The organism is Streptomyces anthophorae (genome assembly GCF_049310305.1).
Classification (GTDB): Bacteria; Actinomycetota; Actinomycetes; order Streptomycetales; family Streptomycetaceae; genus Streptomyces.
The window spans coordinates 6,940,423-6,964,704 of sequence record NZ_JBLWQQ010000001.1; the positions used below are offsets into that span (position 1 = coordinate 6,940,423).

The 24,282-nt window shown below is 72.1% G+C and carries 18 protein-coding genes and 1 pseudogene; 7 read left to right on the forward strand and 12 right to left on the reverse strand.

All coding sequences use genetic code 11. The features are described 5' to 3' along the window. Window positions 1–97: 97 nt before the first annotated feature. Window positions 98–1,519 carry a GH39 family glycosyl hydrolase gene (locus tag ACNYS0_RS31520; RefSeq protein ID WP_422478382.1) on the forward strand — a complete coding sequence of 474 codons (1,422 nt, stop codon included), beginning with the start codon at window positions 98–100 and terminating at the stop codon, window positions 1,517–1,519. Window positions 1,520–1,603: 84 nt separating this feature from the next. Here ACNYS0_RS31520 and ACNYS0_RS31525 read toward each other — a convergent pair whose 3' ends face one another. From ACNYS0_RS31525 to ACNYS0_RS31545, 5 genes are all read right to left on the reverse strand, one after another. After that, the gene (locus tag ACNYS0_RS31525; RefSeq protein ID WP_422478384.1) at window positions 1,604–5,560 is read right to left on the reverse strand and encodes a lipopolysaccharide biosynthesis protein; all 3,957 of its coding nucleotides are present in this window, start codon (window positions 5,558–5,560) and stop codon (window positions 1,604–1,606) included. Next, window positions 5,553–6,362: a polysaccharide deacetylase family protein gene (locus tag ACNYS0_RS31530; protein WP_422482829.1), complete on the reverse strand. Its 810-nt coding sequence runs from the start codon at window positions 6,360–6,362 to the stop codon at window positions 5,553–5,555. Before ACNYS0_RS31530 ends, ACNYS0_RS31525 begins: the two co-directional genes overlap by 8 nt. Before the next feature lie 44 nt (window positions 6,363–6,406). Next, entirely contained in the window at window positions 6,407–7,435 is a 1,029-nt protein-coding gene (locus ACNYS0_RS31535) for a glycosyltransferase family 2 protein (RefSeq protein ID WP_422478386.1), read from the reverse strand. Then, window positions 7,432–8,262: a glycosyltransferase family 2 protein gene (locus tag ACNYS0_RS31540; RefSeq protein ID WP_422478388.1), complete on the reverse strand. Its 831-nt coding sequence runs from the start codon at window positions 8,260–8,262 to the stop codon at window positions 7,432–7,434. Before ACNYS0_RS31540 ends, ACNYS0_RS31535 begins: the two co-directional genes overlap by 4 nt. Window positions 8,263–8,657: 395 nt before the next feature. Continuing rightward, window positions 8,658–9,068, reverse strand: coding sequence for a hypothetical protein (locus tag ACNYS0_RS31545; protein ID WP_422478390.1), 411 nt, complete (start codon window positions 9,066–9,068; stop codon window positions 8,658–8,660). A 224-nt stretch (window positions 9,069–9,292) separates the two neighbouring features. On the opposite strand from ACNYS0_RS31545, the gene ACNYS0_RS31550 reads away from it, so the two are divergent. After that, entirely contained in the window at window positions 9,293–10,102 is an 810-nt protein-coding gene (locus ACNYS0_RS31550; RefSeq protein ID WP_422478392.1) for an SGNH/GDSL hydrolase family protein, read from the forward strand. 22 nt (window positions 10,103–10,124) lie between these two features. On the opposite strand, the gene ACNYS0_RS31555 is transcribed toward ACNYS0_RS31550, so the two are convergent. The 4 genes from ACNYS0_RS31555 to ACNYS0_RS31570 form a co-directional block, all read right to left on the reverse strand. Beyond that, entirely contained in the window at window positions 10,125–11,813 is a 1,689-nt protein-coding gene (locus tag ACNYS0_RS31555) for a serine/threonine-protein kinase (RefSeq protein WP_422478394.1), read from the reverse strand. A 49-nt stretch (window positions 11,814–11,862) separates the two neighbouring features. Further along, window positions 11,863–13,383 carry a nickel transporter gene (locus ACNYS0_RS31560; protein WP_422478396.1) on the reverse strand — a complete coding sequence of 507 codons (1,521 nt, stop codon included), beginning with the start codon at window positions 13,381–13,383 and terminating at the stop codon, window positions 11,863–11,865. Continuing rightward, window positions 13,380–14,738, reverse strand: a complete 1,359-nt coding sequence (locus ACNYS0_RS31565; RefSeq protein WP_422478398.1) for a tetratricopeptide repeat protein — start codon at window positions 14,736–14,738, stop codon at window positions 13,380–13,382. The genes ACNYS0_RS31560 and ACNYS0_RS31565 overlap by 4 nt, the downstream gene beginning before the upstream one ends. Window positions 14,739–14,860: 122 nt before the next feature. Beyond that, entirely contained in the window at window positions 14,861–16,390 is a 1,530-nt protein-coding gene (locus ACNYS0_RS31570; RefSeq protein ID WP_422482830.1) for a DUF4331 domain-containing protein, read from the reverse strand. Between the two features lie 320 nt (window positions 16,391–16,710). Here ACNYS0_RS31570 and sigK point away from each other — a divergent pair. From sigK to ACNYS0_RS31590, 4 genes and pseudogenes are all read left to right on the forward strand, one after another. Then, a pseudogene (gene sigK / locus ACNYS0_RS31575) lies at window positions 16,711–17,262 on the forward strand (ECF RNA polymerase sigma factor SigK); the annotation flags it as partial. Next, window positions 17,259–18,005, forward strand: a complete 747-nt coding sequence (locus ACNYS0_RS31580) for an anti-sigma factor (protein ID WP_422478400.1) — start codon at window positions 17,259–17,261, stop codon at window positions 18,003–18,005. The pseudogene sigK and the gene ACNYS0_RS31580, both read left to right, overlap by 4 nt. Before the next feature lie 126 nt (window positions 18,006–18,131). Continuing rightward, window positions 18,132–18,401 carry a hypothetical protein gene (locus ACNYS0_RS31585; RefSeq protein ID WP_422478402.1) on the forward strand — a complete coding sequence of 90 codons (270 nt, stop codon included), beginning with the start codon at window positions 18,132–18,134 and terminating at the stop codon, window positions 18,399–18,401. Between the two features lie 274 nt (window positions 18,402–18,675). Beyond that, window positions 18,676–20,415 carry an amidohydrolase gene (locus ACNYS0_RS31590; RefSeq protein WP_422478404.1) on the forward strand — a complete coding sequence of 580 codons (1,740 nt, stop codon included), beginning with the start codon at window positions 18,676–18,678 and terminating at the stop codon, window positions 20,413–20,415. Between the two features lie 13 nt (window positions 20,416–20,428). Here the strand turns inward: ACNYS0_RS31590 and ACNYS0_RS31595 are convergent, their stop codons facing one another. Further along, complete coding sequence (locus tag ACNYS0_RS31595) at window positions 20,429–21,214, reverse strand: ABC transporter permease (protein WP_422478406.1); 786 nt, start codon at window positions 21,212–21,214, stop codon at window positions 20,429–20,431. Continuing rightward, window positions 21,211–22,188 (reverse strand): ATP-binding cassette domain-containing protein, encoded by a 978-nt coding sequence (locus ACNYS0_RS31600; RefSeq protein WP_422478408.1) that lies wholly within the window; start codon window positions 22,186–22,188, stop codon window positions 21,211–21,213. Before ACNYS0_RS31600 ends, ACNYS0_RS31595 begins: the two co-directional genes overlap by 4 nt. Before the next feature lie 63 nt (window positions 22,189–22,251). Here ACNYS0_RS31600 and ACNYS0_RS31605 point away from each other — a divergent pair, with 63 nt between their 5' ends. Continuing rightward, entirely contained in the window at window positions 22,252–22,962 is a 711-nt protein-coding gene (locus tag ACNYS0_RS31605) for a TetR/AcrR family transcriptional regulator (protein WP_422478410.1), read from the forward strand. Between the two features lie 19 nt (window positions 22,963–22,981). Here the strand turns inward: ACNYS0_RS31605 and ACNYS0_RS31610 are convergent, their stop codons facing one another. Further along, window positions 22,982–24,184, reverse strand: a complete 1,203-nt coding sequence (locus tag ACNYS0_RS31610) for a type ISP restriction/modification enzyme (RefSeq protein ID WP_422478412.1) — start codon at window positions 24,182–24,184, stop codon at window positions 22,982–22,984. Window positions 24,185–24,282: the final 98 nt, after the last annotated feature.

Genomic DNA, 24,282 nt, shown 5'->3' on the forward strand with positions numbered 1-24,282 from the left:
CCGGCCGACACGCGCACCCCGGCCGTCGAACCTCGTTACGAGTCCGTGGCAACGGAGCTGGTCCTTCCGCCAACTCCCCTCGTTACCCTTGTCCTTGATGGGACGTCATGGGTGGGAATCGGGGGCGCGGCGATGGCGGCTCATCGCCCTGCTCGGTGTGGGTATGGCCGTACTGGCCCTGGTGCTGACCGTGATCAGCACGCTTCCGGACAGCAAGCAGAGCACCGCGGGCACCACCCCCGACGGTGACAGGGTGCACGGCACACCCGGGGAGCCGCCGAAGGAACTGGGGCCGCAGGTCGGCTGGGGGTTCACGCACACACAGTTCTCCGCCGACGAGGGCTCGTCCGCCGCGACCGAGCGCGCGGAGAAGCTGCTGGGGGAGCGGCCGATGCCGCAGAACCAGCACATCATGGGCTGGGGTGCGAGCAACCCGGAGCCGGTGAAGGGGCGTTACCAGTTCGAGGAGATGGACCGGCGGATCGACTTCGTCCGCAAGTCCGGCGGCACGCCCGTGGTCACGCTGTGCTGCGCGCCCGACTGGATGAAGGGCGGCAGGGCGGGCGTCGGCAACACCGACTGGAGCAAGGCCAGCCTGGAGACCGCGCCGTCGCCCGAGCACTACAAGGACTACGCGAACCTCGCGGCGACGGTCGCCAAGCGGTACCCGTACGTACGGCACTTCATCGTCTGGAACGAGTTCAAGGGATTCTGGAGCGACGACAAGGGCCGCTGGGACTACGAGGGGTACACGAAGCTCTACAACCTCGTCTACAAGGCGCTGAAGGACGTCCGCAAGGACATCATGGTCGGCGGCCCGTACCTCGTCATGGACAGCCTCCATCCGAAGCAGACCGACGGCGGGTCCGATGCCGTCAAGGGTGCCTGGGGGCGGATGGACCAGCGGATCGTCGACGCCTTCGAGTACTGGAACAAGAACAAGGCGGGCGCCGACTTCGTCGTCGTCGACGGATCGAGCTACACGAACGACGACGAGCTGCTGCCCGACGAGTTCGCCGCCACCGACAAGTTCACCGACGTCAGCAGGTGGATCGAGCGGCAGACCGACGACCTGCCGCTGTGGTGGGCCGAGTACTACGTGGAGCCCGCCGACAGCAGGGACGAGCGGCAGGGCTGGAGCGAGCCGCACCGCGTCGCCGTGCAGGCCTCCGGGATGATCGCGATGGCCATGGGAGGGGCGACGTCCGGGTTCTACTGGAACCCCGAGGACGAGAAGGGCGCGAGCTGCGCCGGCTGCCTGTGGCGGCCCACCGACCGGGCCTCCGGCGGGGGCGCGCTGCCGATGTACGGCCTGGTGTCGCGGTTCAACGAGGAGTTCGGTCCTGGCACGAGGTTCGAGAAGGTGTCGGTGGCCCCCGACGACGTGCCGAACGTGCGGGTGCTCGCCGACGACAAGGCCGTGCTCGTCGTGAACATCCTGAAGCGGCCGATCAGCGCGAAGATCGACGGCAAGCGGTTCGAGATGCGGGGCTACGAGGTGAAGTGGCTGCGGCGGTAGTGACCCCTGCGGTCGATGGCGTTGCGGCCACGGGGCGCTGCCCCGGACCCCGCTGCTCAATCGCCGCAGGGGCTTGAACTGGCGTCAGCCGAGCCCCATCGTGATGAACCGCTGGATCAGCGACGCGAGCACCACCGCGAGCAGAGGCAGCGAGAACCAGAACGTGCTCTGCAACCAGCGGAGTTGGCGCACGCTCGGCCGCAGCGCGACCCGGACCACCTCGCGCGCCGTCAGCAGCACGATCAGGGCGAGCGCCGCGAGCGCGCCGACCAGCGACCACGGCGTCCAGGTGACCTGCGGTCCGATCGGCCCCGGGTCGGCCTTCGCGACCGGGCCCGTGGGCTCCTTGCGCAGCTGGTACATGGTCACGTCCGTGTTGACGTAGACCTTCTTCAGCTCCTGGCGCCGGTCCAGGTTCTCGACGAGGCGCGTGGGCCAGGTCTTGGAGTAGCCGACGTCCATCTGGAGATACACGACCTGGCTCTTGTTGAGCATCAGGTACGAGTTGGGGCCCGCGTCCTTGAGCGCCTTGACCAGACCGCCGACGAGCACCGGGTCGACGGGCGCGAGCGTCGGGACGTAGTTGACCCGCTCCATGTCGCGGGCGCCCCACGGCATCGCGGGCGTGACGTTGTCGACCGTGTCGTTGCTCAGCCACAGCAGCCGCACGGTCGGCTTGTCGTGCGCGTAGACGTAGTCCATCGCCGCGACCTCGCCGGGCCGGATCCGCTCGAAGGGTTCGTTGCCCCAGCGGGCCACCAGGAACCCGCCCATGAGCACCAGGCCCGCCATGAGCGCGGCCAGCGGGGCGAGGCTGATGCGGTCCTTGTCGCGTTCCTTGGCCGTGGCGCCGGTGCGCGGGAAGAGCGCGAGTCCGGCGAGGAGTGCGACGCCGGGCAGGGCGAACATGAAGACCCTGAGCGCCATCTCGCCGCCGTAGGACTGCATGCCGAAGCCCAGGAACGGCACGAAGGCAAGGACGATCAGTGAGCGCTCGCGGTACTTCCAGTCGCGGCGCCGCCACCAGCCGTAGCAGGCGAACGCGAGCACGGCGCCGGCGAGCAGGACGCGCGTGTAGAGGACGAGCTTGTGGGACGAACTGCCCTCCTGGATGCGGCCGGAGACCGAGGACGTCACATTGCCGCCGACGCCGCCGATCCCGCCGAACAGGTCGTTGAAGTGACCGGACCAGTACGGCTCGGCCAGGAAGCCCAGCCAGACGGCGACGATGACGCCGAACAGGAGCGGCAGGCCGCGCAGTTCCGACCTGCCGACCAGGACGAGGACCGCGAGGACGCCCAGCATCACGAACGGGGTCAGCTGATGCGCCGGGACCGTCGCCGCGAACAGGGCGATCAGGACGACGAGCAGCACCGCGCGCTGCCGCCTGTCCGTCGGCGCGACCTCCGCCTCGCCGGGACGCCGCTTCGCCCACAGCATCCGGGGCGCCCGGAAGTAGACCAGCAGGATCGCCACGAAGACCAGATAGAGGAGGTACGTGAAGCCCTGCGGCGAGAAGTAGTCCTGGCCCACCCAGCCGCTCAGGACGAAGATCCAGACGCCGGACCACTTGGCCCGCCAGCTCGCCCGTACCGAGCGCAGCAGCAGGAACATCGGTGCCAGGTAGAGGAGTTGGATGGCCGTGGGCCACCAGCGGATGATCTCGGTCAGATCGCTGACGCCGCAGGACTTCGCGAGGAACGCGGCCGCGGCGAAGAAGCCGGGCCAGCTCCAGCGGGCGTCCAGGTCGGGGACCGCGGAACCGGTGCGGTCGATGTAGTCCATGAAGCCGAGGTGCTGCCAGGCCGTCGCGAACCGCGGCTCCGCCTCGATGACGGCGGGCAGCGCGTGCAGCGACACGACGGTGGCGAGCAGGGTGAGCAACAGCAGCCGCTTGTGCGGGCGTTCGAGCCACAGGAGCGAGGCGAAGACGCCGACGAGCAGGGCGGCGCCGAGCAGTGTCACGGGGGACAGGACGGAGATCAGTCCGAGCCCGCCCATCCGGTCCAGATCCGGCTCGCCCATCCCGAGGACGGGCCCCCAGTAGAGCCCGACGGCCGCTACGAGCAGCAGCGCGAGGACGACGACGGTGGGGGTGAGCCGGGCCCGGCGGCCCGGCTCCGGCGGCGCGGCGGGGTGGGCCGGGGCGGCCGTATCCGGGCCGGGCTCGGCGGCCGGGCCGGTGCCGGCGTCGGAATCGAGGTCGGCCTCCAGACCGGAGTCGAGGCCGGTGTCGGTGTCGGGCTCGAAGGCCAGGTCGACGGCCTCCGGGTACGGGTCGGGACGAAGGGCCGAGTCCTCCTCCCCATGGACACCGCTCGACGCCTGCGAGGCAGAAGCGGGCGCGGAGGCAGAAGCGGATGCGGATGCGGATGCGGATGCGGAAGCGGAAGCGGAAGCGGAAGAAGGGGCCGTCGACTTGGTCGCCCACCTGGGCATATGGGTGCCCGCCGGAGGTGTCACGGGGCCCGGTCGGACGTCGGGACGGCGCTCCTGGTGGTCCAGGTTCAGCTGCACCGCGAGCTTCAGCGTGTCCGAGTCCATCGCGTCGCGCAGCGCCCACTTGGGGCCGTCCTCCTTGCCGGCGTGCGCCTTCGGCGTGCCCAGGTCGGCGAGGTCGCCGTCGGGCGGCGCGTCCACGGGCGTCGGCTCGGCGGGCGCGGTGCGCACCACACGCCACAGCTTCGGCGCGGCGATCGCCACGATCACGGTGAGCGAGGAGATCTCGGCGACGCCGGCCCCTGTGAGTCCCATCCGGGGCAGGAGCAGCACAGTGAGGCCGAGCACGAGCAGGCACAACAGGCCCTGGAGCCACGCGAGTCCGGCGGTACGGCTCTGCGCGCGCAGCACCGCGAAGTACGTCTCCATGACCACGCGCAGCGCCGCGCCGACCGCGAACCAGCGCAGCAGCGGGGTCGCCGCGTCCGAGTAGTCCTGCCCGAACACACGCAGCACGTACGGGGCGAGGAGGAAGAGCAGGGCGCAGATCGGGAGCATGATGCGGGCCATGCGGCGCAGCGCGGCCCGGGTGTTCGCGGCGAGCTGCGCCGGGTCGTGCGAGCCCTCCACGGTCAGCGAGGCACCCATGTTGATGGCCAGCAGGTTGACCGTGCCGCCGATCGTGGTCGCGATGTAGAAGTACGCGTTGTCCGCCGAGCTGACCTGCGAGGCGATGATCACCGGTATCAGGTAGACGACGGCGAGCGAGAACAGCGAACCGGTGTAGTCGCCGGCCAGGAACCGGCCCATCTCGCGCAGCGAGGGCGGTTCGGTCCTGCCGTCCGTGGCCTCGATGTGCCGCGGCACCAGCCGCCGGAACACGAGCAGGCCGAGCGGGACCACGGAGAACGCGATCGCGACGACCCACGAGACGAACACGCCCGTCGTCGCGAGCGCCGTCGCGAACGCGACGAGCAGGCCCAGCTTCACCAGCGAGAACACGGTGTTGCCCACCGGCACCCACAGCGCGCTGCGCAGCCCGGTGAGCACCCCGTCCTGCAAGGTGAGCAGCGACCAGGCGATGACGGCGGCGATGAACCCGAGCCCGTGGAGCGTCCCGTGCAGGAACCGGTACGAGGGCCCCCACGCGTCGAGCGTGAGCAGGAAGACCAGCGCGGCGAACGCGACGGCCGCCGAACTCCCCGCGTACGTACGGAAGATGAGCCGCCCCGTGCCGCGCCCGGCGATCGGGATGAAGCGGGCGAGCGCGCCGGTCAGCGTCACGGCGGTGAGTCCCGCGAGGAACTTCATCGCCGCGATGGCCGCGGAGCCCTGCCCGACCGCGTCCGCCGTGTAGTAGTGCGCGGCGGCCAGCCAGAAGCCGACGCCGAGCACGCCGGAGATGCCGGTGTTCAGCATCAGCGCGTAGGCGTTCCGGAACAGCTGGCTCCCGCCCCCCGAACCGCCCATGCCGTCTTCTGTGCCCTTCTTGCCGCGCCGTATGCCGGGCAGCCTGAGCCGCCGTCCCGAGGTGGCCGGCGACTCGGCGTCGGTGGTGGCGGCCCGGTCGGCCTTGGCGCGGGTGGTCGTCGTGTCAGACACGGGTGCTCGGGCCCTTCTGACGGATCGGGCCGGGGAGCAGGGCGGCCGCCTTCCGGCGGGCCCGCCGGGCTCTGCGGACCACGGCGTAGCCCTTGGTGAGGGCGCGGTCCGCGGCGAAGGTGCGGCCGATGGCGCGGCCGTCGACGAGCCGCTCGAACTCGGTGACGCCGGTCGAACGGCGCACGGTGACCCGCCGCAGGGCGTAGGGGCCCTGGCGGCGCGCGGCGAGCGCGTTGCCGACGGCGAGCGACTGGGCGAAGTGGGCGGCGCGCACCGCCTGCCGCACCCGCCGGTCGGAGTGCCCGTACGGATACGCGAAGGAGACCGGCGCCCGGCCCAGCTCGCCGGTGACGATCTCCCGGCAGCGCAGCAGCTCGAACTCCAGGTCCGCGTCGTCGAGCTGGTCGAGCTGCGGATGCGTGTGGCTGTGCCCGCCGATCTCCACGCCCTGTCCTGCGAGGGCCCGCACCTGGTTCCAGTCGAGCATCGCATCGAGCCCGCCCCCGGTGTCGTACGCGCCGCGCAGCCACCCCGTCGAGACGAACAGGGTGGCCGCGAAGCCGTGCTTGGCGAGGCTTGGCAGGGCGTGCGTGTGGACGCCCTCGTAGCCGTCGTCGAAGGTGATCAGGACGGGCCGGTCCGGGAGCGCCCGGCCGCCGCGCCAGATCCCGGCCAGCTCGGCGGTGGTCAGCGGGGTGCAGCCGCGGTCGGCGAGCAGTTCCATCTGCTCGGCGAACTGGCTCGGAGAGACGGACAGTTGATGCGTCTCGGGGTTCGGTTCGCGGGACACGGCGTGGTACATGAGGATCGGCACCGGCCCGCCGTCGGACCTCCGCTGCTGGGCGCTCACGCCGCCGCCTCCGTTCTCCCGACGTCCTTCGCGGGCGCGTCGATCCGCGCCACGGTGAACGTCGCGCCCGCGCCGCGCGCCCGCCAGCTGCCGAGTGCGTAGCCCCCGGCGGCCGTCAGCACCCCGGCCACGATCGCCCCGGCACGGCCCGCGCCGCCCGCCCGGCCGAGCGCGAAGTCCCGCACGCCGCGCGCCGCTCCGGCGGGCAGCACCCGCGTCGAGTAGGCCCGCTCGGTCTCAAGTCCCTTGTCGGCACCGACACTTCGGGCGACCAGTGCCTTGGAGAGGCCTTCGGCGTAGGTGCGGGTGCGGAAGTAGGCGAAGCGCTCGCGGCCTGCCGGCACCCGGTGGTGGATGACGGCCCGGTCGTCGATCAGGAGCACCGCGTCCGGTCTCGCCCGCGTGATCCGGATGCACAGCTCCGTCTCCTCGCAGCCCAGCGGGCGCTTGTCGCCGTCCCGGCCGATGCCGGTCGCGAAGCCGCCCGCAATGTCGAAGGCGTCGCGCCGGAAGGAGGCGTTGCCGCCGAGCACGTTGCGCACCCGGATCTTGCCGGGCGGCTGGCCCTTGTACGAGCAGCCCACCACCCAGTCGAACTCCTCCGGGAACCACGGCGGCCTGCGCCCGGATGCCCAGATCGGCTCGGTGCGCCCGCCGACCGCGAGGACCCGCGGGTCGTCGTACCCGTCGGCGAACCAGTGCAGCCAGTCCCGCTCGGCGACGGCGTCGTCGTCGAGGAACGCGACGATGTCGCCGCGCGCCGCGGCGATCCCGGTGTTGCGCCCGGCGGAGAGCCCGCGCGGCCCGGCGTTCGCCAGCACCGCCACGTCCGCAGCGCCGTCGAACTCCTTGGTGAGGCGCTCCAGCAGGGACGGGTTGTGATCGACGACGAGGAGCGTCTCCAGGGCGGCGTACGACTGCGCGCGCACGGAGGCGACCGCGGCGAGGATGTCGCCCCAGCGGTCCTCGGTGTACACGCAGATGACGACGGATGCCGTCACCCGCGTGGTCTGTCGCTGCGTCAAGACCCGTCCTCCCGCACGAGGTTGAGCTTCGCGTGGGTCTGCCTGCTGCGCAGGGCGCGCCGGTTGGAGCGCTCCTTCATGATGACCTTGAGCACGCGCAGGCCGTCGCGGACGGCGCGCAGGTTGCTGGTCCCGTGGATGCGCAGGTACTCGTGGCTCGGTATCTCCTGGACCTTCAGGCCGGCCTTGACGACCCGGATGTTCATCAGGGTCTCCACCTCGAACCCGGTGCAGTCGAGCTCGATCTCGTCCAGGCAGTGCCGCCAGAACGCGTTGTACCCGTAGCAGAGGTCGGTGTAGCGGGCCCCGAACTTGGCGTTGACGACCGAGCACAGCGCCCAGTTGCCGAGCTTGCGGATGGGCGTCATGTCGTCCGTGCCGCCGCCGTTGGCGAACCGCGAGCCCTTGGCGAAGTCGGCGCCCGAGACGAGGGCGGAGACGTAGGAGACGATCTCCTGGCCGTCGGCGGAGCCGTCCGCGTCGACCATGACGATGATGTCTCCGGTGCAGGCCGTGAAGCCGGTGATCAGGGCATCCCCCTTGCCCTTTCCGCGCTGCGGTACGACCACCACTTCCGGCCACAATTCCCTGGCTACTTCCACGGTGTCGTCGGTGGAATTGCCGTCCACCAGAACGACCTCGTGGATCCAGTCGGGAAGGGTCTTGAAGACGTACGGAAGATTCTCCGCCTCGTTCATGGCCGGAATGACCACGCTGACCCGTGGCGCGATCGCCAGGTGCGTGGAGATGGCCCGGTAACGGGCGGGAATTCGGCCTTCCGGAGGTGTCCCCTCGGGTATCACCGGAGGCACAACGGAACTGCTCATGAGTCTGGTCCCTCTCGTCCGGTGGACCGCCCGCCCCCGGGCGGTCCGGCTTCGTGTCCGGTTCGAAAGGGGGGTTCTCACTGACGGCCGTGCCGGAAGAGCTCTCCGAGCAGGCCGGGTGAGCTGGCTGTACACACCGGTTTGTCGGACCGGTCGCGCGGCACGCGACCCGGCGACCCAGGACGCCGAAGCGAGCGGCTCACCGGAACGCGGCACCCCCCTGCCGCGCCCCGCTCCGGACCTTCGCGACCTCGGTCCCTCCCCTAGATCGCATTTCGTGCCGGTCCGATGCGGGTGGATGTACGACGGTATTGATGATTGAGACTGTATGGCAAGACCTGGAACGAGGCCTCACGTTTTTATTGTTTTGGCCATTCTCTTAACTTCCGTCCCCATTAGTGGATTTTCCCGATCCGTTTACGGATCTCCTCGACCGCGCCCCCGCGCAGCCGCCGAATGATCCATTGCACAAGAAAAGCGGAAGCGCTGAGTATCGCCACGGCGAGCACTCCGCCGGTCACCGACCAGCGGTGCACGGCGAGCATGCCCTGGGCGACCAGCATGACGACCGCGATCGCGCCGGCCGTCGAAGTGAGCACCCGGGCCCACGGGTCGAGTCCGCGCAGGGCGGCCGCGAACGCGGCGCCGGGCGCGGCGAGCAGGAAGAAGAGTGCGAGTGGTCCGCGCAGCGGCGACTCGGCGTGCGAGAGCGCGAGGACGAGCCCCGCGCCTGCCGCGACGACGCCCGCCCCCGCGAGCAGATATTGGCCGTCCGATGACGACGGCTTGATGCCGATGGTCTGCATTGGCGACTTTGCCCCCCGAAGCGCCGGATGCCGGGCTTCAATGTGGCGCAGTCCGCGGTCCGGCGTCAAGGTGTCGACCGGGCAACTCGGGCCCGGTGCGGCCCAGTTGGTGGGCGCTCTACGGGCGTAGCGCCAGCGCGGCGCGGGTATGTCATACCTCTGACATGAACCTGCAACAACGGTGGGCGGCAGAGACCCTGCTGATCCTGCTAAAGGGAGGTTCCATGAGATCTTTCCGGATTGCGGCCTACGTCTCCTCTTTCGCTCTCGCCGCGGTGGCAGCCCTGACCGGGGCAACGGCCGCGCAAGCCTCCGACTCCGCTGCCGCCACGGGCTATGTGGCCCTGGGCGACTCCTACTCCTCCGGTGTCGGCGCCGGCAGCTACGACTCCGGCAGCGGAGCCTGCAAGCGCTCCACGAAGGCGTACCCCGCCTTGTGGGCGGCGGCCCACTCACCCTCAAGCTTTAATTTCACCGCGTGCTCGGGTGCTCGTACGGGTGATGTCATCGCCAATCAGCTCGGCCCGCTCGGCTCGGGCACCGGGCTCGTGTCCATCTCCATCGGCGGCAATGACGCGGGCTTCGCGGACGTCATGACGACCTGCGTCCTGTACTCCGAGTCCACCTGCATCGACCGCGTCAACCAGGCGCGTGCGTACGTCACTTCGACGCTCCCGAGCAAGCTCTCCGACGTCTACTCGGCCATCAGCACGAAGGCCCCCGCCGCCCGTGTGGTGGTCCTCGGCTACCCCCGCTTCTACAAGCTCAGCGGCACCTGCGTGGCGGGCCTGACCGAGAACGAGCGCTCGGCCATCAACGGCGCCGCGGACCTCCTCAACTCCACCATCAAGCAGAACGCGGCGACCCGGGGCTTCGCCTTCGGCGACGTGACCACCACGTTCACCGGGCACGAGATCTGCTCCGGCGACGCGTGGCTGCACAGCGTCAACTGGTCGAACATCGGCGAGTCGTACCACCCCACGGCCACCGGACAGTCGAGCGGCTACCTGCCCGTGTTCGCGTCCGCCGCGTAGCGCGGACCCCGGAACGCGAACCTCAGTACGTGGGTGAACCGGTGGTGGCCCCGCTCGTCGGGGTCACCACCTTGCATGTGGTCGTGTACGAGACGTAGTTGGACGTCGCCGCCACGGGGCTGCGCACCTCGACGCCGATCTGGTCGCGCAGCGTCCCGCCCTCCTCGTAGCGCGTCTGCGTGGTGGTGACCGTACGGGCCCTGTTCGCGGCTCCCTTGGGGACGCTCAGCGTCTTCCAGCCCGGGTCGGAGGCCTCGCCGCCGCGCACCACCCAGCGGTACTGCACGGAGGCCGGGACGCGGCCCAGCGTGATCGTCGCGCTGAACGCCGGGGCGGCCGCCGCGGGCGGCGGACACGGGCCCGAGTAGCTGCCCCGCACCGCATGGACGCTGACCCGGACGGACTGCGCCGGCGTGGTCGTGGGGCCGCCGCCGGAACCGCCGTTGCCGCCGCTTCCTCCGTTGGACGAGCCGCCGTCGCCGCCGTTGTTGTCGCCGGTCGTTCCGCCGCCCGTGCCGTCCCCGTTCCCGCCGCCACTGCCGCCGTTGTCGCCGCCCGTGGTGCCCCCGCTGGTCCCGCCGCCGGAGCTGCCGCCGCCGTTGTTCGTGTTCCCGTTGGGGTTCGAATCGCGGTTCATCAGGGCGTACGTCAGTCCCGCGATGGCGAGGAGGAGGACCACGATGCCCGCGATCATCGCCATCGAGGCGCGGCGCGGGTACCGCGGGTCGGACTGGGCCGCGACGGGTGTCGTGGCGGCCGTCCCGGTCGCCCCCGCCGAGCCCGCCGGGAGGGGCGCCGGGAGAGGCGTGCGGACGGGGGGCCGCATCGACGTCACCGTCGGCTGCGAGGCGAGCGGCGAGGCCTGCACCGGGCCCGCGCGCAGCGTGCCGCCCGAGCCGACGATGCGCAGGTCCCGCTCGGCGTCGGACGCCGGGGTCCGCTCGGCCGGATCCTTGCGCAGCAGACCCTCGATCACGGGGGCCAGCGGGCCCGCCCGGCGCGGCGGCGGCAACTCCTCGTCCACGATGGCCCGCAGCGTGCTGAGCGGGGTGTCCTGGCGGAACGGCGAGTGCCCCTCCACGGACGCGTACAGCAGCACACCGAGCGACCACAGGTCCGACTCGGGTCCCGGCGTGCGCCCCAACGCCCTTTCAGGGGCCAGGAATTCGGGGGAGCCGATGACCTCGCCCGTCATGGTGAGGGCCTGCGTCCCCTCGACCATGGCGATGCCGAAGTCCGTGAGCACGACCCTGCCGTCGTTCGACAGGAGGACGTTGCCGGGCTTCACGTCGCGGTGCAGCACGCCCACGCCGTGCGCGGCGCGCAGTGCGGCGAGCACCTCGGCGCCGATGTGCGCCGCGCGCGCCGGGGGCATCGGGCCCTCCGCGTCCAGCTGCTCGGCGAGCGAGACGCCGCGCACCAACTCCATGACGATCCACGGGCGTTCCTCATCGGTGGCCACGTCGTACACCGTCACGACGTTGCGGTGCGTGACCCGCGCCGACGCCCACGCCTCCCGCTCCAGGCGCGCGTACATGCGCTGCACCTCGGCGTCCGGGAGCCCGGCGGGCGCGCGCACCTCCTTCACGGCGACCTCGCGCCCGAGCACCTCGTCGCGGGCCCGCCACACGGTGCCCATGCCGCCCTCACCGAGGGGGTCGAGCAGCCGGTACCGTCCGGCGACCACACGCTCAACCACGGGCGCCCCCATTCGTGGGAAGACAAGCAGGTGCGGCACGACAAGTCTGAACAAAAGTAGCTCAACCGAGCGCCGTTGCCGCCCCCCTGAACACCAATCCGCAGCCGAGGGCCACGACGACGAAGGCGGAACCGAACGGCACCGCGCGGCTCAGACCACGGCGTACGAACGCGGTGAGCGGACCGTGTCCGGGGCGCGGCAGATCGGCGAGCGCCTGCGCGATCCGGCCGCCGATCCGCACCACCGTGAAACCGACGGCGGTGAGGGTCAGCGCGAGCCCGGCACCGTATCCGAACACGAGCAGCAGGCCGAACCACGCCTTGCCGAGCGCGGAGGCGCCGACGAGGACGACGACGGCCGAGGGGCTGGGCACGAGACCTCCGGCGAATCCGAGGAACAGCGTTCCGCGGAGGGTGGGTTGAGGCATCGGGTGCGGGTGCGGGTGCGGGTGCGGGTGCGGGTGCGGGTGGCCGTGATCGTGTCCGTGGTCATGTGTGTGCCCGTGGTCGTGCGTGTGTGCCCGTGCCGCCGCGCGGTACCGCCACGCCCTGCGCAGCAGGCCCACGCCCGCCGCCGTGACCAGCACACCGCTCGCCAGGCCCAGCCAGGCGATCACCGAGGGCGCGGCCGCCGAGCCGGCCGTGACGAGGATGCCCAGGGCGATCACGCCGAGCGTGTGGGTGACGGTCACGGACGCGGCGAGCGGCAGTACGTCCCGGAGCCGGGCCCGGCTCCGGGCCGCCGCGGCCGCCGCCATCAGGGTCTTCCCGTGTCCGGGCGCGAGCGCGTGCAGCGCGCCGAGGAGCAGCGCGACGGCGAGCGCCAACGCCGCGAACCCGGGGCCGAGTTCGTGCCGCGACACCAGGCCGGTGAGGGCCTCGGTCCAGCGGTCGGCGCCGCGCGGGAGGATCTCGGATCCGGCCGCGCGGTCCTCCTCGGCCGGGGCCGCCGGGCCGCCGGGCGCCGCCGTGACCACGGCGGAGGTCCGGTTCGGGGGAGAGGACAGCAGGCCCTTCGGGTAGCGCGTCAGCCGGTCCGAGGTCGACGCGGCGGGCACGTTCGAGCGCGTCAGCGTCGTCCGGTCGCCGCGCGCCGTGATCTCCCGCCAGCCCGGCCCCTCGGCGGCGCCGGTGCGCAGCTCGACGCGGACCGTGGCGCCGACCTTCCCTGCGCCCTTCCCGCGCGGCAGCGGCGCCGTGAACGCGCACTCCACGCGCAGCGTCCTGAGGCCCGCCTGGCCGGGGCGGAGCACCGCGTCGGCGGTACCCACCGCAAGGGCGGCCCGATGCCCGTCGACGTCGGCCTCGGTGCGCCGCGCGGCGCTCGCGCAGCGCTCCTTCGCCCACGCCTCCCGTCCCCGCGCGTCGAGTTCCGGCCGCACCTGCTGCGTCGGGATCTCGGCCAGGTCCTCCACGTGGTCCACGCGCAGAGTGCCGGGGCGGACGAGCAGCCCGTCGTAGCGGTTGACCGTGAAGTTGCCGAGCGGGTGTGCGGAGGCCTGCGGGGACGCGGCCAGGAGGAGCCCGGCCGTGGCGGCGCCCAGGGCCGTGGGCAGGACGACGTACCGCTTCCAGCGCCTCATCGCTCCGCCCCCTTCTTCGCGGCCCCGTCGAGCGCCGCCCGCGCCGCCTTCGCGCCCAGCGGCGAGAATCCGGGGTTGCGGTCCAGCGCCTCGCGGAGCAGCTCGCGGCCCTCGGAGCGGTCGCCCGCGGCCAGTTCGATCACGCCCTGGTGGTAGAGGAACGCGGCCTCGCCGAAGCCGGTCGCCGTGGCCCGCCGCGCGTACGGCAGCGCCTCCTCGTCCCGGCCGTTGACGTGCAGCGCCCAGGCGAGCGCGTCCGCCGTGTGCACGGTGTGCCGGCGCTGCCACTCGGCGCGCGCCGCCTTCAGGCCCGCGGCCCGGTCGCCGTGCTCCGTCGAGGCGAGCGCCGTGTCCAGGTCGACGTCGACGCCGCCCGCGCGCGCGAGCCGCAGCCACGTGCCGACGAGGGCGTACTGCCGCTTCGCCGCCTGCTTCTCGCCGCGCGTCTCGTGGAGCTCGCCGAGTTCCACCAGCGCGGTCGGCAGCGGGGCGCGCGCGACGACGGCCTTCAGGTCACGGATCGCGCCCGCCGTGTCCCCGCTCGCGGCCCGCGCCCTGCCGCGCCCCTCCAGGGCGGCGACGGCGTCCGGGTCCGCGCGCAGCGCCGTCGCGTAGTGGCGCAGGGCCGCCTTGTACTCGCCCTGGCGCCAGGCGAGTTGGCCGAGCGACGTCGCCACGTACGACACGTCGCCGGGGGCCGTGGACGTGGCGAGGGCCCGCTCCAGGACCTTGCGTGCGGTGGAGGCGTCGCCGCGCAGCTCATGTACGTACGCGAAGCGGGTGAAGGTCGGGATGCCGGGGCGCCGCGCGTCCGCCACGTCGGCGGCCTTCGACGCGCCCTTGTAGTCGCCGAGTTCGACGAGCGCGTCGACGCGCAGCGCGAGCGCGGCCTCGCTGTACGGGTTGGTGGCGAGGGCCCTGCGGGCGTGGCGCAGCGCGCCGTGGAAGTCGTGCCGGGCCGCGGCGAGCGCGGCCTGTCCGGCGAGCGCCGGGTCGTTGCCCGGCCGCAGCTTCAGGGAGCGGGCCAGGGCGCGCCCGGCCTGCGGGTAGCGGGACGGGTCCGCGTTCACCCGCGCCTGCTCGACGTACGCGGTGCCGAGCGATGCCCACGACGCGTAGTCCCTGGGCCGGGCCTTCAGATGCTTTTGCAGCTCGGCGACGCCCCGGTCGAGATCGCCGGAGGCGAGCCGGGCCGGTGCCGGGTCAGGGACGGTCCCCGTGGTGACGGCGCTCGGCGGGGAGCCGTCGTCGGCGACCAGGGCGCCCGCGGTGACGGCGAGGGCGAGCGCGGCGCCCAGGGCGAGCAGCCGCCCGAGCCCCGACGCCCACATTCCCTTGACGGACAAGGCCTGCATGCGCGCTCCTTGGGACGAGGTGGCGAGAGATGAAGGGATGAAGAGACAAAGAGACGGGTGGAAGGCGCGGCCCGCGGTGTGGAGGATCAGGCACGCGGGCCGCGCCGTTCAGCGGGGGCGGCTCATATGGAGAACGGCGGATCGAACCGCGCCCGCCGCCTGCTCCGGCCGCGCCACCACACGAGACCGGTGCCGATCAGCAGGAATCCGGCGCCCGCCGCGGCGGCGGAGGCCAGTACGAGGGTGTTGTCGTCGCCGGAGCCCGAGGACACCGAGCTGCCGGTGAGCTGGTCGCGGACCTCGGTGTCGCTCTGCGACTTGGTCTTGGCGAGCGGCCCGCGCGAACCCTCGGTGGGCAGCGCCACGTACGGGAACGACGACTCGAACTTCTTGTCGTTGGCGTCGACGGCGTCGCCCAGGTCGTTCTTCTTGCCGAGGAGCTCGCCCTCGACGACCTGGAGCTCGGCGTCCACGACGTCGTCGGAGAGCCGGCGGCCGTTCGGGAAGCCGGCCTTGTCGCCATCGAGGACGCCGAGTCGCTTCGGTGAACTCGTTGGCGGGATGGACGTGTTGAGGCGCAGCATCTCCGAGGGGCGCACGCCCGGCGGCTGGTTGAGGCCCTTCACGCCCTTCAGGAAGACGTCCACCAGGTCGTTGCGCGGCGTCTTCGGAGCCTTGATCTTGTAGATCGACTCGATCAGCTTGGGCAGTTCGGGCTCGGTCACGAACGGCAGGAACTGGGCGTCGTTCCACGGCGCGGAGGCGTTGAAGCGGTCCTTGACCTTCTGCGGGTTCACCACCTCGTTGACCAGCGGGCTGCCGAGCCGCGACACCTGCGTCCAGTCGCCCTTCGCGTCCTTGCGGGAGGTCGTCGACCACACGCCGATGGTCGGCTGGTCCTTGGACTCCGTCAGGAACGCGGTGGGCACCTGGAGGGCGACCGTGTTCACGTTGTAGCCCTTGAGGGTGTCCCGGCCGACCTCCGAGAGGTTCCCGCCGTACAGCAGGTCGAAGACGCGCAGGTCGAGGAAGAACGGGTCGTCGGCCTGGCCCACGTACGAGGTGACGCCGCCGCCGACCTTCTTGACCGCCTGGTCGCGCAGCTTCTTGTAGTCGGGCATCGACGCCTTGCCGACGTTCGACGGCGCCACCGGCTGGTCGTCGGCGATCTTCGACTTCGAGACGATCTTCTGGTCCTTGAGGCGCAGCAGATCGATGTCGTAGGTCTGTGTGACGTTGAGGTTCGGGTCGTCGAGGCTGTTCACCGGGCCGGTGTTGTAGAGGAACGTGTTCCCGTTCTTGGTGTGGGTCCTGAACGTCCACCGGTACAGCAGATCGCCCTGCGCGTCGCCGTCGCTGTCGATGTGCAGGTCGTAATGGGCGTCCTCGGGGAACGGGTAGAAGTTCGGGCCGCCGGCGGGCTCCTCGAAGGGCGTCCAGTTGGCCACCAGGGTCGTGGTGTCCGGCTTGTCGGGGCTCACGAACGCGTACACGTCGGTGTTGTCGTACTGGGGCTGGCCCGAGATCAAGGGAGCCTCGCGGTGGCTGGAGGCCTCGGCCCGCTGCGGGCCGACACCGGTCGCCCCGGCGGCCGCGAGACCGCCCGCGGCGAGACCGCCGCAGACCAGGAGCGCCAGGCTCCGGCGCCGCATCCGCGCGTGGGGCGCGCCGCGTGCCCTGTCGGGGCTTGCCGAAGCCGATGTCTTCGATGCCGTCGATGCCGTCGATGGCTTCGCTGACTGAGAGGTCATGGGTTACGTCCTCACGCGGTCCGTGCACGAAGTGCGGTTGACGCCAAGCCATTCGGCGCGCCGCGCCCGGCGGATTGGTCGGCCGCCGATTGGGCGACGGACCCCCGGCCGCCCGTACTTCCCTCACGAAACCTCGCGGCACCCCCGATCCGGACCGGGACCGGCCGCGAACCACCTAGTGGGGGCGGCGCGGCACCGGGCCGCGCGCCGCCGAGCGGGAGGGGAACCGGATGCGGGCGGACAAGCTGCTGCCGATGGTCGGACAGGGCGACGTACGGGCGTACGAGGAGTTGTACGAACTGGTGTCGGGCGCGGTGTACGGGCTCGTGCTCCGGGTCCTTCGCGACCCCGCCCAGTCCGAGGAGGTCACCCAGGAGGTGTTCCTCGAACTGTGGCGGGACGCGGCCCGCTTCGACCCCGGCCGGGGCACCGCCATGGCCTGGGTGCTCACCCACGCCCACCGCAGAGCGGTCGACCGGGTGCGGCAGGCCCGCGCGGCCAGGGAGCGCGAGGAGCGGGCGGCGAGCCGCTGGCACCGCACCGCCTTCGACGAGGTGGCCGAGCAGGTCGAGACGAACCTGGACCGCGAGTGGGTGCGCCGCTGCCTCGAAGGGCTCACCGAACTCCAGCGCCGCTCCGTGACCCTCGCCTACTACGAGGGCTACACCTACCGGGAGGTCGCCCAACGCCTCGCGGTCCCGCTCGGCACCGTCAAGACGCGGATGCGCGACGGCCTCACCCGGCTGCGCGCCTGCCTGGGGGACGCCGCATGAACCTCCGCATCCGGTTGACCCATCGGCCGCGCTCCCTCGTGGCGCCCTACGCCCTCGACGCCCTGGAGGACCGCGAACGCGCTCGTTTCGAGCGGCACGTGAAGCGCTGCGACGCCTGCGCCGACGAGGTGCGCGCGCTCACGGAGAGCTCCGTGCGGCTCGCCTGCTCGGCCGCCGTCGCGCCGCCCACCGAACTGCGCGAGCGGGTCCTGACCGCCGTACGGCTCACCGGGCAGGTCACGGTGGAGCCGCGGCCCCGCGTCGCACCACGCGCGCGTGGGCTGCTGATTCCGCTCGGCGTCGCCACGGGGGCGGGCGCGCTCACCGTGGCCGCGCTCTTCGCCGTACAGCTGGAGCGCACCTCGGACCGGCTCGACGCGCAGCGGGCCGCCGCGCGCGAGGTGGCGCGGGTGCTCGCGGCGCCGGACGCCGGTGCGGTGCGCGCCGACGGCCTGAACGTGGTCGCGTCGCCGGAGCGGGGCAGCGCGGTGATCACTGTCACAGGTCTCCGGACGCCGCCCCGCGGCCGGGTCCACCAGCTGTGGCTGATGGAGCCCTCGGCGCCGCCCCGCTCCCTCGGTCTGCTGCCCGACGGCGGCTCCGACACGCCCGTGGTGGCCACCGGCTTGACTCCGGACGCCTCCTCACTCGCTGTCACGACGGAGCCGGACGGCGGCTCAGAACGGCCCACGGGAGCCCCACTTGTCCAACTCGCCCTGGAATCAGTCGGATTCGGAGAGTGATCGCTTTCGAACCGTCAACCCCCTTACGGGGGAGGTGAATACTGCCACCGGGATACACGGGTGTCGCGCTGGGGCGATAGGGTTAACCTGCCCGGGCCGGGTGCCCTCGTACGGGTGGGGAGTGACATGGAACAGATAACAGTGCGCAGCAGGCCGCGAGTGCCTGCGATTACCTGCGGGAACAGTGCGACCAGTTCGCGTCTCGACCGCCATCTCTCGGTGCTCGGCGGCCCTGCCGTCCCGCAGCGCGAGACGATGGAGGCGACGTCTCTGATGCGCGAGCTGACCACGCGGGACACGGCGCACGAGCGCAGCGGCAGGCGCGCACGCGTGCGGAGGGTCTCCCTCTTCGCGCCGCTGCGGCGGCTTCGTCGCTCGCTTTTCGGCGGCCACTAGAAGGACGGCCGCTTCAGCTAGAGACAAGGCCCGCATCGCGCCTCCGCGCCGTCCGGTGTACCGCCGCGCATCACAGCGACCGTCATCCCCACGGCACGCGGCGGACACTCCGGCAAGGAGGACGGTGCGGGCCTTTGCCGTGTCCGCGTTCCTGTACATCGCGTAACGCCCCTGTCACGCACGGATGTTGACGGGGCAACCTCCAGGGTTCAGTGTGGCGCGTGATCGTCGTTGGCAGTTACAGCTACACCCACCTCACCCCCCGGAGGTACGCGTGTGTGACCTGCACGACCACCACGAGCACGAGATGCCCCAGGCCATGTCAGGGCCGCAGATCAGCAGACGCCGCATCATGCAGATGCTCGGCGCCGCCGGAGTGACCACCGCCGCGGTGACCGCCCAGGCGGACCCGGCGATGGCCGCCGCGTCGGACGGCGCGGACGCGGCCCCGCTCAAATACAAAGCGCCCGAAGGGCTCGCGGAGGACAGCCCCGCCAAGTCCGCCGCCCTCGGCTGGATCGGGGACAACAGCTCCCGCATCACCGGCCTGAACGAGGAGATCTGGGAGCACGCGGAGCTGTCGCTGCGCGAGTGGAACTCCTCACTCGCCGAGGCGGGCTTCCTCGAACAGGCCGGATTCGACGTGAAGTTCGGCACGGCCGGCTTCCCGACGGCGTTCACCGCGACCTACTCGTACGGCAGCGGCGGCCCGGTGCTCGGCTTCAGCGGCGAGTACGACGCGCTGCCCGGCCTCTCCCAGAACAAGGGCGTCGGACACCACGACCCGCGCGAGTACATCCACGACCCCTTCGCCCCGAGCTACGGCCCGGGGCACGGCTGCGGGCACAGCGCGCTCGGCACCGCCGCGGCGGCCGCTGCCGCCGCCGTCGCCCAGGCCGCGAAGAAGCACAAGCTGCCCGTCACGGTGAAGTTCTTCGGCTCCACCGCCGAGGAGACCCTGATCGGCAAGACGTACGCGGTCAGCAAGGGCGTGTACGAGGGGCTCGACGCCTTCCTCGACTGGCACCCCTCCACCGCCAACGCCACGGGCTGGGGCACCAGCAACGCCATGACCGCCGTGACCTTCACCTTCCTCGGCGTGGCCGGGCACGGCGGCACCCCGCTCGGCAACAAGTCCGCGCTCGACGCCGCCGTGATGATGGCGACGATGTCGGAGTTCCTGCGCGAGGAGAACATGGCGCCGAGCGCCCGCCTCCACTGGGTGATCAACAACGGCGGTGACATACCGAACGTCACCCCGGAGCTGGCGGAGATCAGTTACTACGTCCGCGAGGGCAGCACCGCGCGCGTCCAGGTGCTGCTCGACAAGGTGATCGCGATCTCCGAGGCCGCCGCCAAGGCTTCGCAGACGAAGGTGCAGCACCGCATCACCTCGGCCTGCTGGAACCAGTTGCCGTCCAAGGCCTTCGCGGAGCTGCTGCACGACAACATGCAACAGATCGGCCCGCCCAAGTTCAGTGCGGCGGCGCACCAGTTGGCGAAGGACCTTCAGAAGTCCCTGGGGCTCCCCGAGTCCGGCATGCACGACAAGGTCGCCGAGCTCAAGCCGCCGGACCCGGTGTTCCTCGGTGGCGGCTCGACCGACGTCGCGGACATCAGCTGGAACGTGCCGACCGTGTCGATGGGCTCCGCGCTCGCCCCGATCGGCACGAAGATGCACACCTGGTCCACGGCCGCCTGTGCGGCGGCGGCTCCCGGTCAGGCCGCGGTGCTCGCCGCCGCGAAGTACCTGGCGGCCACGGCGGTCGACCTGATCACCCAGCCGGAGCGGCTCAAGGCCATCAAGGACGAGTTCAAGGACCGCACCAAGGACGTCGAGTGGAAGACGGCGATCCCCGACGGCTATGAGCCGCCCATGTACGAGCCGCCGGAGTGGTTCCTGAAGAAGACCGGGCAGAAGTGGCCGCCGAGCAACATCACCTGGCCGCCGAAGCGGGTCGTGTCCCAGGAGAAGTTCTCCTCGCTCGGCCCGGCCCTGGAGCCGCAGAAGTAGGCAGGTGATCCGCTCACCGTCCGCCGTTGGTGCAGCGGCGGACGGCGAGCGGCACGCACACCGCGAGCAGCACCGCGCACCACGCCAGCGAGCCCGCCACCGGATGCGCCACGGGCCAGGCCGCGCCGTGCGGCACCGGCGCGTTGCCGCACAGCTCGCGCACCGCCGTGGCGACCGCGCTGATCGGGTTCCACTCGGCGAGGGTGCGCACCCAGCCCGGCATCCCGTCGGTCGGGATGTACGCGTTCGACAGCAGCGGCAGCATGAACGTGGCGCCGCCCAGCTGCCCCGCCGCCTCCTCGCTCTGCGAGGCGAGGCCGAGCAGGATCCCCACCCAGGTCGTCGCGAACCGGAAGAGCAGGAGCAGCCCGAACGCGCCGAGCGCGCCCGGCAGGCCGCCCTCGATCCGCCACCCCATCGCGAGCCCCACGAGCACCAGGGGCACGAGCCCGGCCGCCGTCGTCAGCAGATCGGCGACGGCCTGCCCGAGAGGCACCGCGGCCCGGCTCATCGGCAGCGTGCGGAAGCGGTCCATCACGCCCCGGTGCGAGTCCTGGGCGGCGCCGAACATCCCGGTCATGATCCCGTTGGCGGCGGTCGCCACCAGCATCCCCGGCACCAGGAACGCCCGGTAGTCCGAGCCCGGCATGGCGAGCGCGGAGCCGAACACGTAGCCGAAGAACAGCAGGAACACGATCGGCATGGTCTGCGTCATGATCAGGATGGCCGGGGAGTGCCGGACGCGCTGGAGGTGCCGGCCGAGCATGGCCGTGCCGTCGTAGAGGATGGCGGTGCTCATGCGGCGACCTCCTGGGTCTCGCGGCCGGTGACGGTGAGGCGCAGGAACACCTCGTCGAGGGTGGGCGGGCGCAGCGTCGCGTCGAGCAACGGGACGCCGGAAGCGTCGAGTTCGCGTACGACGCGGGGGAGGGTGACGGCCGGGTCGAGGACGACGGCGCCCACGGTGCGGCGCTCGGCGTCCACGCGGGGCCGGGCGCCGGTGAGCTGGTCGAGGACGACGGCGGCGGCGTGCAGGGCCCGCTCGTCCGCGTCGTCCGCCACGACGACCTGCGCGTAGTGGCCGATCTGCGCCTTGAGCTCGGCGGGCGTGCCCGAGTGGGCGGCGCGGCCACCGTCGATCAGCACGATGTCGTCGGCGAGCTGGTCGGCCTCCTCCAGGTACTGCGTGGTGAGGACGACGGTCGTGCCCTCGCGGGAGAGCTCGCGCACGGCCTCCCAGATGCCGTTCCTGCTGTGCGGGTCGAGGCCGGTCGTCGGCTCGTCGAGGAAGAGCACGGCGGGCCGGGTGATCAGGCTCGCGGCCAGGTCGAGGCGGCGGCGCATGCCTCCGGAGTACGTACGGGCCGGGCGGTCGGCGGCGTCGGTCAGCTCGAAGCGCTCGATCAGCTCGTCGGCGCGGGAACGGGCGCGCGGCGCGCGCAGCAGGCGGCCGAACAGGCGCAGGTTCTCGCGGCCCGTGAGGTCCCCGTCGACCGAGGCGTACTGGCCGGTGACGCCGATGCGGCGGCGTACCGCGTGCGGGTCCGCGGTGATGTCGTGCCCGGCGACACGCGCGGTGCCGGCGTCGGGGCGGAGCAGGGTCGTGAGCAGCCGGACCGCGGTCGTCTTGCCCGCCCCGTTCGGCCCGAGCAGGCCGCACACCGTGCCCTCACGGACCGCCAGATCCAGGCCGCGCACGGCGTGCACGGCCTTCGGCCCCTTGCCGAAGCGCTTCTCCAGACCTTCACTAAGTACAGCGTACGTAGAAGTCATGGCCCCACCGTAGCGCACTACGTACGGTGTACGTAACTAGGATGGTGCGCGAGGTGATGATCAATGGCGGGCCGAGCGGCCGAACCCGAAGTGATCTGGGCGCGCCCCGAGCGCGCCGGGCGGGGGCCGAGACCTGCGCACAGCAGGGCCGACATCGCGGCGACGGCGGTCCGCGTCGCCGACGCCGAGGGCATCGACGCGGTGTCCATGCGGCGGATCGCCGCCGAGCTGGGCATGGGCACGATGTCGCTGTACAACTACGTGCCGCGCAAGGAGGACCTGTACGAGCTGATGGTCGACGCCGTCAGCGGCGAGTACGAGTTCCCCGAGCCGAGCGGCGACTGGCGGGCGGACGTGCTCGGCCTCGCCCGGCAGTCGCGGGCGCTGATGCACCGGCATCCCTGGATGCCGGGCCTGATGTCACCGGTCTACGGGTTCAGCCCGAACGCGCTCGCGTACCTGGAGTACTGCCTGAGCTGCCTCGACCCGCTCGATCTGCCGTACGGCACGAAGATGGAGCTGATCGCGGCGGTGACCAGCGTGGTCACGACGTACGTGGCCAACGAGATCGCCACCGCCGAGCGCACCCGGTCCCTGCCGTGGAGCGCCGAGAAGGAGCAGGCGGTGCGCATCGCGTACCTGGGGCAGCAGGTGGCCTCGGGCCGCTACCCGCGCCTCGCGGCGTCGTTCGCCGAGGACGCGGGCCCGATCGACCTGGAGGCCGTGTTCGAACGGGCGCTGCGGCGGACGCTGGAGGGGTTCGCGGCGGAGTGAGGAGGCCCGCCCCGCCGGGTCACAGGATCGCGAACTGGCCGCCAGGGCCCTCTTCCTGGTGGTCGAGGACCGAAGCGGGGCGGGCGGCCGCGTCCGGCACCGGGAGCACGCGGGCCCGTTCCAGATCCTTCGTGGTGAGAGGGTCCGCCTGGGCGGCCCGGCGCAACTCGTCCTGCCGCGGGCCGAGTTCGGCGAGCAGGGTCAGGACCGTGACGACTTCCAGGAGCTGCGAGGTCCACGGCTGCGGCCAGGTGGCCGGGCGCAGGGCCGCGAGGGTGCCGGGCTCGGCGGGTGCGGTGCGGCGCGCGAACCACTGCTCCAGGACCCGGACCCCGCTGACGTGGAAGTCCCAGGCCGCCGCGGGAACCGGGGAGACCCGTCCCTCGCCGACGAGCAGGGCCTCCTCCTCGCGGTCGTAGACGATCTCCGTCGGCCGGGCCGGCAGCGGGGCGCGCACGTACGGGCGGCGGCCTCCCGGCAGCTTGGGGCGCTCGCCGTCCGTGCCGCGCCGCTCCAACCACAGCACGCGGCGGCCGAGTTCGACGCCGCGCGCCCATACGTCGGGGGCGTCCGGCAGCGGCACGCGGATGTCGGGCGAGCCGTCGCGGGCGCCCGCCGCCAGGATCCACGCGAACAGGTCGGCCGCCGTCACCTCCCGGTCGTACGCCCCGGAGAGGTGGGTGAGGAGGCCCGGCGCGACGTTCGGCTCCGCGCCGCCGGGGCGGCGGTACAGCGGGCGGATGCGGCCGGGCCGGCCCGCGGGGGAGCGGCCCTCGGGGAGCACGGCGGACGCGAGCAGCGCGGGCCCTTCGGCGTCGGGCACGTACCCCTGCTCGACGAGGAACAGCTGCCGCTCGTCCGCGACCCGCCACAGCTCGGGGCGTGCCGCGTCGATCAGGCGCTGGTCCGGGATGAGCCACTGCTCGTCGAACGGGCCGTGCAGCAGCGGTACGGGTTCCGGGCAGGGGCCCTCCGCGTGCGCGAGCGGCTCGGTGCCGGTGCGTTGGCCGGGGAGCTGGGCGGCGGCGGTGTGCAGGGTGCGGGCGCGCGAGGGTTCGAGGAGGGCCGCGCGCTCGTCCTGTCCTGCCGCCACGAAGGCGTTCCAACGGGCCTTGAGGGAGGCGGCGTCCGGGGCGACGGGCCAGCCGCGGCCCGTGCGCAGCGGGGCGACGGACCAGGGCATGAGCTCCGCGAGGAGCGGGTCGTTCGTCACGCCCGGCATGGTACGTCCCCCTTCTTCCGCGGCACCGTGGTTGCGCTCCCGGGGCTCTGCCCCGGACCCCGCGCCTCAATCGCCGGCGGGGCTTGAATGGCCCACCC